Source organism: Streptomyces sp. NPDC051173 (assembly GCF_040689515.1).
In the GTDB taxonomy this organism is placed as follows: Bacteria; Actinomycetota; Actinomycetes; order Streptomycetales; family Streptomycetaceae; genus Streptomyces.
In genome coordinates this window covers 1-14,090 of the sequence record NZ_JBFBBD010000021.1, presented here as the reverse complement: position 1 = coordinate 14,090, position 14,090 = coordinate 1, and the positions used below count along the sequence as shown (strand labels likewise).

The following is a 14,090-nucleotide window of genomic DNA, read 5'->3' as shown; positions in this document are numbered from 1 at the left end:
CTCCTCGACCCGCACGGCGCACGGCACACCGCTCAACGCCAACGACCCGAACAGCCTCCAGCCGGCCAACCCCAACCATCAGGCAGCCGCTGCCTCGATCCGCACGACACGTCCCTCATCCGCAGAGGCCCGAGCCGCTTCCAGCACCCGCAGAGCCGCCGCGGCCTCCCGAGCCGAGACCGGCGGCCGACCACCGGAGAGGAGGGCCTCCACCACGGCCGAGTAGTAGGCGGGGTAGTCACCAGGCAAGGTGCGGACGGGTTCGCCGCCACCCGTACGGGGGGACTCCCCGGCACCGATCCGCCCCCAGGCGGATTCGGGCTCGACGCCCCAGGCCGAACGGTCGTCCGACGGACGGAGCCCCTCGCGCAGGGCCGCTTCCTGGGGGTCGAGACCGTACTTCACATAGCCGGCGGAGCTGCCGAGCACCCGGAAGCGCGGCCCGAGTTGGGCGGTGATGGCGCTCACCCACAGATGGGAGCGGACGCCATTCGTGTGGGTGATGGCGATGAACGTGTCGTCGTCGGCCTCGGCGCCGGGCCGGCGGATGTCGACCTCGGCGTACACGGTGGCAGCGGGCCCGAAGAGGGCGAGGGCCTGGTCCACGACGTGGCTGCCCAGGTCGTAGAGGAGCCCGCCGATCTCGGCCGGGTCGCCGGACTCCCGCCAGCCGCCCTTGGGCCGGGGCCGCCACCGCTCGAAGCGGGACTCGAAGCGGAGGACGTCGCCGAGCGAGCCGTCACGGACGAGCTGCTGGACGGTACGGAAGTCGTTGTCCCAACGGCGGTTCTGGAAGGCGCTGAGCAGCAGGCCGCGTTCGTCGGCGAGGTCGGCCAGGGCCTCGGCCTCGGCGGCGGTCGCGGCGAGGGGCTTGTCCACGACGACGGGCAGTCCCGCTTCGAGGGCGGTGCGGGCGAGCGCGACGTGCGTGCGGTTGGGGGAGGCGATGACGATGAGATCGAGCTCGTCGGCGCGGGCGGAGAGGGTGTCCGTGTCGGCGACGGTACGGACACCGGGGTGCTCGGTGACGGCCTGCCGCTGCCGCTCGGGGTTGGCGGTCACGACGGTGTCGAGGACGAGACCGTCGGTCGCGGCGATCAGCGGGGCGTGGAAGACGGAGCCCGCGAGGCCGTAACCGATGAGCCCGACGCGGTAGGGGGTGCGGGGGGTGTCAGGGGTGCCATCCATGCCCTCCACTTTGGCAACGCTGTTGCGAAAGTGCAAGCGGTGACGACAATGGTGAGGTGAGCAGCGCGAACACCCCCGACTCAGACGCGACCCCGGCCGTCCGCCCGGTCACGGCCCCAGGCACCAACCGGACCGCCGGTCGGACCGCTCGCCGCGATGCCGCCTCGGACACGAGCTCGGGCATGAGCCCGGGCGCCCGTCCGGACACGAGCCCGGACACCCGCCCGGTCACGGCCCCAGGCGTCGGCCGGACCGCCGGTCGGACCGCACGCCGGGACGCCGCCTCGGACACCCGCCCGGGCACGAGCCCGGATGCCCGCTCGGGCGCGAGCCCGGATGCCCGCTCGGGCATGAGTCCGGAGGCCCGTCCGGACACGAACCCGGACACCCGCCCGGGCATGAGCCCAGACGCCCGCCGGGACGCCGGCAGGGACACCCGGACCGTCGGCCCAAGCGCCCGCCCCGTCGGCCCGGGTGTCCGGTCGGACGTCCGCCCCGCCGGACCCACGCCGCTCGGCCCGGCCGGGGCGAATCTCGTAGCGCTGCGGGACCACAACACCGCCGTGGTCCTCGGCCTGCTGCGTGACGCGGGGTCGGAGGGTGCCAGCAGGGCCGAGCTGGCGGCGGTCGCGGGCCTGACGCCGCAGGCCGTCAGCAAGATTGGTGCGCGGCTGCGGGCGGCCGGGATGGCCACGGATGCCGGGCGCCGGGCCTCGACGGGCGGCAAGCCGCCGACGCTGCTCCGTCTGGTCCCGGAGGCGGGCCATGCCGTGGGCCTGCACCTGGACCGGGACGCGATGACGGCGACCCTTGTCGATCTGTCGGGCGCCGAGGTGGAGACGCGTACGGCTCCGCTGGCCTTCGGGTCGGGGGCGGAGACGGTGCTGGCCGAGATCGGGGCGCTGCTGGACGGCCTGCTTCCGGAAACCCTCCTGGGCGTCGGGGTCGCCGCGCCGGGCCCGCTCGATCACCGTGGCGGCGTGCTGGGGAAGGTGACGGGGTTCCCGCGGTGGGACGGATACCCGCTGCGGGACGCGCTCGCCGGGCGGCTCGGCGTGCCGGTGGTGATCGACAAGGACACGAACGCGGCGGCGCTGGGGCTGCTGCCGCGCGGCGGGGCGTCGTCCTTCGCCTGTCTCCACCTGGGTACGGGGCTCGGTGCGGGGCTGGTGCTCGGCGGTGCCGTGCACCGGGGGGAGCGGACGGGGGCGGGGGAGTTCGGGCACCAAGTGCTCCAGCTCGACGGTCCGCTCTGCGCGTGCGGCAGCCGTGGCTGCGTCGAGGCGCTCTGCCTGGAGGCGGTGGCGTCGGGGGATGTGGGGCGCGCGGCCTGGCTGTTGGGCGTGGGCGCGAAGAACCTGGTGCGGCTGCTGGACGTCGACCTGGTGCTGCTCGGGGGGAGGACGGTGCTCGCGGATGCCGCCCGGTTCGAGGAGGGGGTGCGGGCGGTGGTCGGCGAGGCGGCCCGGGTGGAGGTGGCGGAGGCGAGGGCCGTGGTGGCGGGCGCGGCCGAGCTCGCGCTGGCGCCGCTGTTCGGCGGAGCGGTCGGTCAGGGGGCGTCCTCCCCCTCCCCGTAGCCGGGGCTCCGCCCCGGACCCCGTGCCCGGTCGCAGGACCCCCGCCCGTACGGATCAAAAGAAAATACGCACATCGAGCGGAATCGCACCCCCACTCAGCCCACCCGAGCCGTGCCGGGCCCCTGGTCTCACGCCCCGCGCTGCCACCGTGTCTCGCGTTCCCGGACCCTCCGGAAAGGTTTCGCGATGTACCTGCCCCGCGCGCTCGTCGTCGGCGCCGTCGCGCTCGCGATCGTTTCGTCGGCGGCACCCACCTACCCCCGGCCGCCCCTCGACCGGGCGCCCGTCCAGTCGCGCTGCGGCCGTCCGGGGAGCGCCACGTTTCCGATCGCCGCGCGGCTGAAGGGCGGGCCGGTCACGTACGAGCGCGGTGGTGACCAGCAGGTCTGGGAGCTGGAGCTGCGCAACGGCACCGGGGCCGACTGCCGGGACGTGCACCCGGTGGCGGTGTTCGCGGACCGGGGCCGCGCGCTGCGGCCGGGCGACATCCGGTTCGACTTCTACGACACGGCCGCCTCCCGCTGGCGGCCGGTGCGCCTCGAGCGGACCGACGAGGCCGAGAACGTCGGGGTTTTCGAAGGCACTTCGCCGGACTTCCCCGGCTTCGCGGTGCCCGCGCACGCCGCCGTGCCCGTACGTGTACGCCTCGGCTTCACCGGCGGCGCGCCCGAGGGGCCGGTCACGTTCAACGTGACCGCCGTGCAGCGGCGCGGTGGGGACGGCGACTGGGTGGGGGAGTCCGACGACTACACCTTCGGCGTCGCGGGCACCGCCGCGAGCGCCGCCCCGGGCGCGGGCCGCGCCGATGACGAGGCGCCCGGCGAAGGGGAGGCCACCGAGGCGGGGCACCGCTCCCTGCTCGCCGACACCGGCTCCCAGCGGCCGCTCTTCGCGATCGGCGCGGCCGCCTTCGCGCTGGTCCTCGCCGGCGGTTCCATGATCTTCGGGGCGCGGCGCGCACGGCGCTGAGGTGCGAGGATCGCGCCGTGGACTTCATGGACTACCCCGGCGGCACCGGGGAGCAGACACCCGGCGCCGCACCCGGCGCGCCCATCCGCGCCGGCATTCCCGAGCACGGCCGCATCCCGAAGTATTACGCGGTCAAGACCCGAGTGGCCGCCCTGCTCGACGAGTTGGGCGAGGGCGAGCCGCTGCCGACCGAACGCGACCTCGCGGTGCGCTTCGAGGTGTCACGCGAGACCGTCCGCCAGGCCCTGCGTGAACTGCTGCTGGAGGGGCGGCTGCGGCGCGCGGGGCGCGGCACGGTCGTCGCGGGGCCCAAGCTGGAACAGCCCCTCGCCCTCGCCAGCTACACCGAGGGCGTCCGCAGGCAGGGCCGCCGGCCCGGCCGCTCCCTCATCGGGCTCGACCGCTTCCCCTGCCCGCCCGCCCTCGCGCCCGACCTCGGCGTCCAACAGGGCGCGCCTGTCTGGCACATGGAGCGCGTACTGCTCGCCGACGACGAGCGGGTCGGCCTGGAGAGCACCTATCTGGCGGTCGAGCGCGTGCCGCGCCTGGACACCGGCTTCGAGCCCGACTCCTCCTTCTACGGCTATCTCCACGACCACCTCGGCATCTCCTTCGGCGACGCGGACGAGCGGCTGGAGACCGTCCTGGCCACGCCGCGCGAGGCCCTCCTCATCGGCACCCCGCCCGCGCTGCCGATGCTGCTGATCCACCGGCTGTCCCGGGACACGGAGGGCCGCCCGCTGGAGCGGGTGCGGTCGCTCTACCGGGGCGACCGCTTCTCCTTCACCACACATCTCGGAACGAAACGGTAGGAGTAGACCGCCCGGCACCCCCCTCGTATGTAACGTAATGATAACGGGTCTAGGCCAACTTTGACAGCCCGTTCACCGTCCCGTCGCTGTGCGGACCGCTTCGGGTCACCCGCCCCGACGAACGTTCCCGGCATGCGAGTCATAGTCGTCGGAGCCGGCGTGCTGGGAACCCTGCACGCCTGGCACGCAGTCCAACGCGGCCACGAGGTCGTCCACATCGAGCGCGAGGCCGAGGCCCGGGGTGCCTCGGTCCGCAACTTCGGCCTGGTCTGGGTCAGTGGCCGGGCCGGTGGTGAGGAACTGGACACGGCCCTGCGCGCACGGGATCTCTGGGCGGAGATCGCCGACGGCGTCCCCGGCCTCGGCTTCCGGGCCAACGGTTCGCTGACGGTCGTCACCAACGAGGCGGAGCTGGCCGTCGCCCGAGCCGCCCTCGCCCGCCCCGACGCCGCCGCCCGCGGCTTCGCCCTCCTCGGGCCCGAGGAGACCCGCGAGCTCAACCCCGCCCTGCGCGGCGACTTCCGCGGTGCCCTGTGGTGCCCGCGCGACGCCGCCGTCGAACCGCGCACCGCCCAGCGCGCCCTCAAGGACGCGCTCCTCGCCTCCGGCCGCTACACCTTCCTCGGCGGCCGCGAGGTCCGCGAGACCATCGGCGAGCACGCCGTCCGCGACGACCACGGAGTCACCCACACCGGTGACGCCGTCGTCCTCTGCACCGGCGCCTGGCTGGGCGGCCTGGTCCGCGAGCTCGCACCCGACCTGCCCGTACGCCGCGTACGCCTCCAGATGATGCAGACCGCGCCGCTCGGCGAGCCGCTCACCACCTCCGTGGCCGACGCCGACAGCTTCCGCTACTACCCCGCCTACGGCGGCCCCGCCCTGGACGCGCTGGCCGCCGCGCAGAGCCAGCCGCCCGTCGCCGCCGAGCACCGGATGCAACTGCTCATGGTCCAGCGGGCGGACGGCGGGCTGACGATCGGCGACACCCACGAATACGAGGCGCCGTTCGCCTTCGACGTCGACGAGGACCCGTACGAACACCTGACGACCGTCACCGAAACGCTACTCGGCCGGCCCCTGCCGAAGATCCGGCGCCGCTGGGCCGGGGTGTACGCGCAGTGTGTCGACACCACGCGCGTCGTGCACCGGCAGCGGGTGCGCGAAGGGATCTGGCTGGTGACCGGGCCCGGCGGGCGCGGCATGACCTGCGCGCCCGCCATCGCCGAGACCACCGCGAACGAACTGGGCTGGTGAAGGAGATGACTTCCGTGACCGACGGGAAGAACGCGACGATCGGGCTCGTCGTCCTGGACATGGCCGGCACGACCGTCGCCGACGGAGGACTCGTCGAGCGGGCCTTCGAGAGCGCCGCGGCCGAGCTCGGCGTACGGCCCAGGTCGGCGGAACACGCCGCCCACCTCGCCCATGTCCGCGCCACCATGGGCGAGTCGAAGATCTCCGTCTTCCGGCACCTCTTCGGCGACGAGGAGCGGGCGCAGCGGGCCAACACGGCCTTCGAAGCGGCGTACGGACGGCTGGTCGGCGAGGGGCACTGCGCCCCCGTGCCCGGCGCCCGCGCCGCGATCGAACGCCTGCGGGCCGAAGGCCGGACCGTCGTCCTGACCACGGGTTTCGCCCGCGTCACCCAGGACGCGATCCTCACCGCCCTCGGCTGGACCGGCCTCGCCGACCTCACCCTCTGCCCCGCCGACGCGGGCCGCGGCCGCCCCTTCCCCGACATGGTCCTCACCGCGCTGCTGCGCACCGGCGCCGTCGACGCCGTCCAGCGGATCGCGGTCGCGGGAGACACCTCCTACGACATGCTCTCCGGGCGCCGGGCCGGCGCGTCGCTCGTGGCGGGAGTGCTCACCGGGGCGCACGACGAGACGGCGCTACGGGCCGCCGGCGCCACGGCCGTCCTGCCGTCGGTCGCCGAACTGCCCGACCTGATAGCGGAGTACGAGTCGTGACGACCACCACCACGAGCGGTGGCATCCGCTTCGACGGGGTCTCCGTCGCCTACGGCGACACCGTCGTGCTCGACTCGCTCGACCTCACCGTCGAGCCCGGCGAGGTCATGGCACTCCTGGGCCCCTCCGGCTCCGGCAAGACCACCGCGCTGCGCGCTGTCGCCGGGTTCGTCCGGCCGGCCTCCGGACGGGTGCTGATCGGAGGCCGGGACGTGACGGAGCTGCCGCCGCACCGGCGCGGCATCGGCATGGTCGTCCAGCAGTACGCGCTCTTCCCGCACCTGCGCGTCGACGCCAACGTCGCCTTCGGCCTCAAGGCGCGAAAGGCGCCCCGCGACCGGATCGCCGGGCGGGTCGCCGACGCGCTGGAGATGACCGGCATGAGCGCGTACGCCAAGCGCTATCCGCGCGAACTCTCCGGCGGCCAGCAGCAGCGCGTCGCCATCGCGCGGGCACTCGCCGTCCGGCCGGGAGTGCTGCTCCTCGACGAACCCCTCTCCGCGCTCGACGCGCAACTGCGCGGCGACATGCTCGCCGAGCTGGGCCGGCTGCACCGGGACCTGCCGGACGTCTCCATGCTCTACGTCACCCACGACCAGTCCGAGGCCCTCACCCTCGCCGACCGCATCGCGGTCATGGACCGCGCCCGCCTCCAGGACTGCGGCACGCCGCGGGAGTTGTACCGGTCGCCGGGCAGCGCTTTCACGGCGTCGTTCGTCGGCAGTGCGAATCTGTTGCGCGGTGTGTGGTGCGGGACGGGTGTGGTCGAGGTGGGTGGGGCACGGCTTCGTGTCCGCGAAGGCAGAGGTACGGGTGAGGTGACGGTCTGCGTGCGGCCGCATCTGATCGGGCTGGGGGAGCCGGACGGTTCCGATACCAATGTGCTGCGGGGGACCGTCACGGGGCTTCAGTGGCGCGGTGCGTCGCACCGGGTGACGGTGGCGCTGGCCGACGGGGCCGAAGTGACAGCTGAGGTGCCGGAGCTTCGGGTGGTGCCGGTGTTGGGGGAGCGGTTGGCTGTGCACTTCTCTTCCGGGGACGCGGTGGTGGTGGCCGATGCGTAGCGTTCGGGCCGAGGGTTTTTCCCCTACCCGCCCCTTCCCGAAACTGGGGCTCGCGCCCCAGACCCCCGGCCACCGGTCCGTTGCCACCTGCGGCGGGAGCGCCCTTCGGGCGCGTCCTCAATCGCCGGACGGGCTTGATCTTGCGGACCGTGCTCCGAAAACCGCGGGTCCGGGGCGGAGCCCCGGTTCGGGAAGGGGCGGGGTGGGGGAAAAGCCCGCCGCAGGCGGTGAACCGGCCCGCAGCCGACGCGCCCTATGGATCCTGCCCCCGCTCATCGCGCTGGCGCTCTTCTTCCTCTACCCCCTCGCCCTCGTCGTCCGGCAAGCCGACGGCTACGGCGAGATCTTCCGGCAGACCGCCTTCCGCGAAGCCCTCTGGAACACGGTCACCATCGCGGCAGGCGCCAGCGCAGGTGCCCTCGTGCTGGGATTCACCCTGGCGCTCGTCATCGCCTTCGTGCCGTTCCCCGGCGCCAAAGCGCTGAGCCGGTTCATCGACATCTTCCTCGCGTTCCCCTCCTTCCTCATCACGCTCGCCCTGCTCTTCGTCTACGGCTCCCGCGGCATGGCCAACGGACTGTGGACGGACGTCACGGGGGCCACCGACGGGCCGTTCGACTTCCTGCACACGCCCTGGGGCGTACTGCTCGCGGAGATCACCTACTTCACACCGCTCGTCATGCGGCCCCTGCTCGCCGCCTTCTCGCAGGTGGAGACCGCGCAGCTGGAGGCCGCGGCCTCGCTGGGGGCGCGGGCGCCGCGGATCGTGCGGCAGGTGATCCTGCCCGAGGCGCTCCCGGCGCTCGCGGCGGGCGGCAGCCTCGTACTCGTCATGTGCCTCAACGAGTTCGGGATCGTGCTGTTCACCGGGGCGAAGGGCGTCACGACCCTGCCGATGCTGGTCTACAGCAAGGCGATCCTGGACGGCGACTACACCGGCGCGTGCGTCGTGGCCGTGGTCAACGTCGCCCTGTCCGTCGCGCTGTACGGCCTCTACCGCCTGCTCGTCACCGGAAAGGGAGGTGCCGGCCGTGCTCGTGCATAGCCGCCTCGCCCGCTGGACCGTCCGGACCGTCTTCTTCGCGCTCTTCCTGCCCGTCTTCGCGCTGCCGTTCCTCGTGGTCCTCGCCGCGTCCTTCGCCACCAACTGGAGCGGTGCGCTCCCCTCCGGTGCGACACTGACGCACTATCAGGACATCGCGCGGGGCGACTCGTTGAGCGCGCTGACCACCAGCCTGCTGACCGCCGTCGCGGCGAGCACCCTCGCGCTCGTCACCGGCACCTGGGCCGCCCTCGCGGCGGAACGCCTGGGGCGCCGCGTACGCCGCGTCGTCGACGCCCTGTTCATGCTGCCGGTCGCCGTGCCGTCCGTCGTGGTCGGGCTGGCGCTGCTGGTCGCCTTCTCGGAGCCGCCGCTGCTGCTCAACGGCACCCGCGAGATCGTCGTCGTCGCGCACACCGTGCTGGTCACGGCCTTCGCCCACCAGTCCGTGACCGCCGCGCTCGCCCGCCTCGACCCCGCCTACGAACAGAGCGCCGCGAGCCTCGGCGCCCGGCCCTCCTACGTCCTGTGGCACGTCAAACTGCCCCTGCTCCTGCCGTCCCTGACGGCGGCCGCGGGGCTCTGCTTCGCCCTGTCCATGGGGGAGTTGAGCGCCACGATGATGCTCTACCCCCCGGACTGGCTGCCCCTGCCCGTCAAGATCTTCGGCACCACGGACCGCGGTGCCCTCTTCGCCGGAGCCGCGCTCGCCGTCGTCCTGATGGTGACGACGCTCGCCGTCCTGCTCGGCGTCTCCCGCGTCCGCACCAGGGCGTCCTACCGATGACCGCCCCGAACCAAGGAGCACGACACGTCATGGCCCGCTTCCCCCAGCCGCTCACCGCCGCCGTCCTCGGGGCCGCCGTCCTCGCCACGACCCTGACCGGCTGCGGCGGCACGTCCGGCGCGGACGCCAAGGAGATCACCGTCTACAGCGCGGACGGTCTCAAGTCGGAGGACGGATCCGGCTTCTACGACAAGGTCTTCAAGAGTTTCGAGGAGAAGACCGGCATCAAGGTGAAATACGTCGAGGGCGGCTCCGGCGAGATGGTGCAGCGCCTGATCCGGGAGCATTCCAACAGCAAGGCCGACGTGGTCGTCACCCTGCCGCCGTTCATCCAGCAGGCGGACAACAAGGGACTGCTCGCCCGCTACGAGCCCGCGGGTGCGGACAAGGTCGCCGATGGCGACCGGTCGACCGACGGCACCTGGACCTCCGTGGTCGACAATTACCTGTGCTTCATCCACAACACCCAGGAACTGAAGGACCCGCCGAAGACCTGGGACGACCTTCTGGACAGCCGGTTCAAGGGCAAGGTGCAGTACTCCACGCCCGGGGTCGCCGGTGACGGCACCGCCGTACTGATCAAGGCACTTCACGACTTCGGCGGTCAGGACGCCGCCATGGACTACTTCAGGAAACTCCAGAAGAACAATGTCGGTCCCTCCTCCTCCACGGGACAGCTCGCCCCCAAGACGGACAAGGGCGAACTCCTCGTCGCCAACGGCGACGTCCAGATGAATTTCGCGAACATGAAATCCATGCCCCATCAGGGCATCTTCTTCCCGGCCGGGAGCAACGGAAAGCCCACCACGTTCGCCCTCCCCTACGCCGCGGGACTGGTGAAGAACGCCCCGCACACCGCACAGGCCAAGAAATTCCTGGATTTCCTGCTCTCCGACGAGGTGCAGCAGCAGGCATCGTCCGTGGCCGGTGGATTTCCCGCCCGCGCGGACGTCAAGGCCGCCGACCAGAACGCCACCGCACTCGCGAAGATCATGAAGGGCGTGGAGATATTCCGCCCCGACTGGGCACAAATCAACCGGAACCTTGTCTCGTACGTCGACGCGTGGAAGAAGGCGACCGGAAGCTGATTAGGCTGGAGGCGTCGGGACGGCGCACGAGCGGTGCCGCCCCGGCGTTCCCCAGCCCCGGCACGGGGCGGAAGACGGCAGGAGTCCCACCGTGGCAGAGCGCAAGCCGATCGAATCCTGGCTCACCGACATGGACGGTGTGCTGATGCACGAGGGCATTCCGGTGCCCGGGGCCGACGCCTTCATCAAGCGGCTCCGCGAATCCGGCAAGCCCTTTCTCGTCCTGACCAACAACTCCATCTACACCCCCCGGGACCTGCACGCCCGGCTGGAGCGGATCGGGCTGGACGTGCCGGTGCAGAACATCTGGACCTCCGCGCTGGCCACCGCGAAGTTCCTCGACGACCAGCGGCCCGGCGGCACCGCCTACGTCATCGGCGAGGCCGGGCTCACCACCGCGCTGCACGACATCGGCTACGTCCTCACCGACGCGGAGCCCGACTACGTGGTGCTCGGCGAGACCCGCACCTACAGCTTCGAGGCGCTCACCAAGGCGATCCGGCTGATCAACGGCGGCGCCCGCTTCATCGCCACCAACCCCGACGAGACCGGGCCCTCCGCCGAGGGCGCGCTCCCGGCGACCGGCTCCGTGGCCGCGCTGATCACCAAGGCGACCGGCCGGGAACCGTACTTCGTCGGCAAGCCGAACCCCCTGATGATGCGGGCCGGGCTCAACGCGATCGGCGCGCACTCCGAGACGAGCGCGATGATCGGCGACCGGATGGACACCGACGTGCTGGCCGGCCTGGAGGCGGGCATGGAGACGTTCCTGGTCCTGACCGGACTGACGCGCCCCGAGGACGTCGACCACCACCCCTTCCGCCCCTCCCGCGTCGTCGACTCCATCGCGGACCTCGTCGACCTCGTCTGAGCGCAGCGGTCCGGCAATGGGCTGGTTCCGCGACCGGACGGAGCAATGGCGCCACGCAGCGGATGCGGCGCCCCGCGAAGGCGAGTGAGTCTCTGGGATACCAGGAGGTTTCCCATGGACCCAGCCCGATCCGCTCTGTGCGCCGCTCTGGCGGCTCTCGCCGTGTGCGCGGCGCCCGCGTACGCCCAGGACGGCCCCGTGACCATGCCCGGCGCGGTCTCCCTGACGCCCGTGACCGGCACCCCCGGCTCGCGCGTCCAGCTGCGCGTCGCGGGGTGCGCCACCGACAAGGCGACCGCGACCTCCCCGGCGTTCGTCACCGACGCGCGGCTCGCCAAGGACCGGGCGGGACTCTTCGCGGAGACCACCGTCCGTTCGACCGCGGCGCCCGGCACCTACGCGGTCAGGGTCCGCTGCGACGGCCGCGACGGCACCGGAGAGGGCCGGCTGACGGTCGTCGCCCATGAGGACGCCCGGTCCCCCGAGCACGCCGGCCGCGCCGTGCGCCGCCCTCCGGCGCCCTCGCCCGTGGCACCCGTACCGGCCGGTGGCGGCGGCACCGCGGCCGCCGCCGATCCCCCCGGCGTCCCCGGCCTCGTCCTCGCGGGCGGCACCGCGCTGGCCGCCGCCGGGGTGACCTGGTACCGCCGCCGGACCCCCGTCGGCCGACGGTGACGGAAGGGCGGCCGCCGAGATGTCCGAAGAGCGCAGCAGCGGCCACGGCCGCCTCCTGACCGGAGTGGCCTGGGCCGCGCTGCTGGTGGCCCTGTGGCTCTGGGGGCGTGAGATCACCGACGGGACCGTGACCACCACCCCCACGGCCGGTGACGTCGCCGCCGCGGGACGCCCGAGCGCCCACCCGCTGCCCCCGGCCCACGCCCCGCTCCCGCCGGCCGGCCCCCGCGGCCTCGTCATCAAGTCCGTCGGCGTCAGGGCCCCCGTCGAGGACCGCGGCCTCGACCCGCTGGGCGCGGTCGACCCGCCCCCGTACCAGCGGGCGGGCGCCGTCGGGTGGTACCGCGGCGGACCGCGGCCCGGCTCGCCCGGCGCGGCCGTCCTCGTCGGCCACGTCGACACCGACCACGCTCCCGCCGTCTTCTACGACCTCGCCGCCCTCAAGCGCGGCGCCACCGTCACCGTCGACCGCGCGGACGGCTCCACCGCCGAGTTCACCGTCGAGGACGTCTCCGTCTTCACCAAGGAGCACTTCGACGCCCACCGCGTCTACGGCCCGCGCCGGGCGAACCGCGCCGAGCTGCGCCTGATCACCTGCGGCGGCACCTACGACCGGGCCCGCCGCTCCTACAGCGCCAACGTCGTCGTCTCCGCCTACCTCACCGGCACCGGACATGCCTGACCCCGCCGCACGGCCCTCCCCTGCTCCAACAGGGCGACTTGACACCGGGTCATCCCCCGACCGCCCACGGCGGCGGCGTTTTCTGTGCAAGCATGGAAAAGACCGGTCATGTCCCGTGGTGGCGGGGGGACACCCCACAGGAAGTACACCCAAGGGGGAATGGATGTACGGCAGCTACACCGGCCGCACATGTCGTGCCCGTACGGCCCGTACAGGAGCCGGAGCCGCGGTGGCGGCCCTGCTGCTGCTCGCCGGATGCTCATCCGATTCCTCCTCCGCGGAGCCGCCGAAGGCCGCCGACGCGCCGCCCCGGCAGCCCGCCCAACTGCCCAAGTCACGGGTCCCCTTCTGGGTGAACCCCGAGTCCACCGCCTCCAAGCGGTCGGCCGAGCTCCGCAAGGACGGCAGCACCGACAAGGCCGACCTCCTGACGAAGATCGCGGCCCAGCCGGTCGCGGAGTGGATCGGGGTGGACGACCCCGAGGGCCAGACCCGCGGTTACACGGAGGCGGCGACCGCCGCCGACCGGGTCGCGCTGCTCGTGCTCTACAACATCCCGCACCGCGACTGCGGTCAGTACAGCCAGGGCGGCGCCTCCGACGGGAACACCTACCGCGATTGGCTCGACAAGGCGGCCAAGGGCATCGGCGACCGCGGCGCGACCGTGATCCTGGAGCCGGACTCCCTGCCGCACATGGAGGACGGCTGCACCCCCCAGCAGTTCCACGAGGAGCGGTACGCCCTGCTCAAGGAGGCCGTGGGCAAGCTCAAGGCACTGCCCCGCACCAAGGTCTATCTGGACGCCGGCAACTCCAGCTGGGTCACGCCCGCCGACCGGATGGTGGATCCGCTGAAGCGGGCCGGCGTCGACCAGGCCGACGGATTCGCCCTCAACGTCTCCAACTTCCAGACCACGCAGGACAACAAGGAATACGGGCGAACCCTCTCCGCCCTCCTGGGCGGCAAGCACTTCGTCATCGACACCAGCCGCAACGGCAACGGCCCGCTGTCGGGCGCCGACCACGAGAAATCCTGGTGCAACCCCTCGGGCCGGGCACTGGGCGAGCCGCCGACGACGCGCACGGGTGACGCGCTCGTCGACGCGTATCTGTGGGTCAAGCGGCCGGGGGAGTCGGACGGCACGTGCAAGGGGGGCCCGGAGGCGGGCCAGTGGTGGGAGAAGTACGCGCTGGAGCTGGCGCGTAACGCGAAGTGATTTCACCGGGGTTGGGTGCGGCCCGTTGCCGCACCTTCAGCCCGTCCGGCGTTTGAGGACAGCGCGCGAAGCGTGCTTCGGGGGTCTGGGGGCTTGCCCCCAGTTTCGGGAAGGGGCGGGGTGGGGGAAAGCCCGCCGCAGGCGCCGAC

Annotated in this window: 14 protein-coding genes; 13 read left to right on the top strand and 1 reads right to left on the bottom strand. The window is 72.9% G+C overall.

Annotation, left to right across the window (positions count from 1 at the left end):
• Positions 1–78 precede the first annotated feature (78 nt).
• Complete coding sequence (locus tag AB0435_RS14130) at positions 79–1,188, bottom strand: Gfo/Idh/MocA family oxidoreductase (RefSeq protein ID WP_366427101.1); 1,110 nt, start codon at positions 1,186–1,188, stop codon at positions 79–81.
• 398 nt (positions 1,189–1,586) lie between these two features.
• Between AB0435_RS14130 and AB0435_RS14125 the strand changes: the two genes are divergently transcribed.
• From AB0435_RS14125 to AB0435_RS14065, 13 genes are all read left to right on the top strand, one after another.
• A complete protein-coding gene (locus AB0435_RS14125) occupies positions 1,587–2,765 on the top strand; it encodes an ROK family protein (RefSeq protein WP_366004177.1) in 1,179 nt (392 codons plus the stop codon).
• Between the two features lie 186 nt (positions 2,766–2,951).
• The gene (locus AB0435_RS14120; RefSeq protein WP_366427100.1) at positions 2,952–3,734 is read left to right on the top strand and encodes a hypothetical protein; all 783 of its coding nucleotides are present in this window, start codon (positions 2,952–2,954) and stop codon (positions 3,732–3,734) included.
• A gap of 26 nt (positions 3,735–3,760) precedes the next feature.
• Complete coding sequence (locus AB0435_RS14115; protein ID WP_366427156.1) at positions 3,761–4,546, top strand: GntR family transcriptional regulator; 786 nt, start codon at positions 3,761–3,763, stop codon at positions 4,544–4,546.
• Positions 4,547–4,678: 132 nt separating this feature from the next.
• Entirely contained in the window at positions 4,679–5,800 is a 1,122-nt protein-coding gene (locus AB0435_RS14110) for a TIGR03364 family FAD-dependent oxidoreductase (RefSeq protein WP_366427099.1), read from the top strand.
• A 5-nt stretch (positions 5,801–5,805) separates the two neighbouring features.
• Positions 5,806–6,516 (top strand): phosphonatase-like hydrolase, encoded by a 711-nt coding sequence (locus tag AB0435_RS14105; RefSeq protein ID WP_366004174.1) that lies wholly within the window; start codon positions 5,806–5,808, stop codon positions 6,514–6,516.
• The gene (locus AB0435_RS14100) at positions 6,513–7,580 is read left to right on the top strand and encodes an ABC transporter ATP-binding protein (protein WP_366427098.1); all 1,068 of its coding nucleotides are present in this window, start codon (positions 6,513–6,515) and stop codon (positions 7,578–7,580) included. Before AB0435_RS14105 ends, AB0435_RS14100 begins: the two co-directional genes overlap by 4 nt.
• A gap of 202 nt (positions 7,581–7,782) precedes the next feature.
• Positions 7,783–8,625 carry a 2-aminoethylphosphonate ABC transporter permease subunit gene (locus tag AB0435_RS14095; protein WP_366427097.1) on the top strand — a complete coding sequence of 281 codons (843 nt, stop codon included), beginning with the start codon at positions 7,783–7,785 and terminating at the stop codon, positions 8,623–8,625.
• Positions 8,612–9,409 carry an ABC transporter permease subunit gene (locus AB0435_RS14090; protein ID WP_366004171.1) on the top strand — a complete coding sequence of 266 codons (798 nt, stop codon included), beginning with the start codon at positions 8,612–8,614 and terminating at the stop codon, positions 9,407–9,409. Before AB0435_RS14095 ends, AB0435_RS14090 begins: the two co-directional genes overlap by 14 nt.
• A gap of 29 nt (positions 9,410–9,438) precedes the next feature.
• Positions 9,439–10,497 (top strand): 2-aminoethylphosphonate ABC transporter substrate-binding protein, encoded by a 1,059-nt coding sequence (locus AB0435_RS14085; RefSeq protein WP_366004170.1) that lies wholly within the window; start codon positions 9,439–9,441, stop codon positions 10,495–10,497.
• A 91-nt stretch (positions 10,498–10,588) separates the two neighbouring features.
• The gene (locus tag AB0435_RS14080; protein WP_366004169.1) at positions 10,589–11,368 is read left to right on the top strand and encodes an HAD-IIA family hydrolase; all 780 of its coding nucleotides are present in this window, start codon (positions 10,589–10,591) and stop codon (positions 11,366–11,368) included.
• 114 nt (positions 11,369–11,482) lie between these two features.
• Positions 11,483–12,043: a hypothetical protein gene (locus tag AB0435_RS14075; protein WP_366427096.1), complete on the top strand. Its 561-nt coding sequence runs from the start codon at positions 11,483–11,485 to the stop codon at positions 12,041–12,043.
• Positions 12,044–12,062: 19 nt separating this feature from the next.
• Positions 12,063–12,725, top strand: a complete 663-nt coding sequence (locus AB0435_RS14070) for a class F sortase (RefSeq protein WP_366004167.1) — start codon at positions 12,063–12,065, stop codon at positions 12,723–12,725.
• Between the two features lie 163 nt (positions 12,726–12,888).
• A complete protein-coding gene (locus AB0435_RS14065; RefSeq protein WP_366004166.1) occupies positions 12,889–13,941 on the top strand; it encodes a glycoside hydrolase family 6 protein in 1,053 nt (350 codons plus the stop codon).
• The last annotated feature ends 149 nt before the right edge of the window (positions 13,942–14,090 follow it).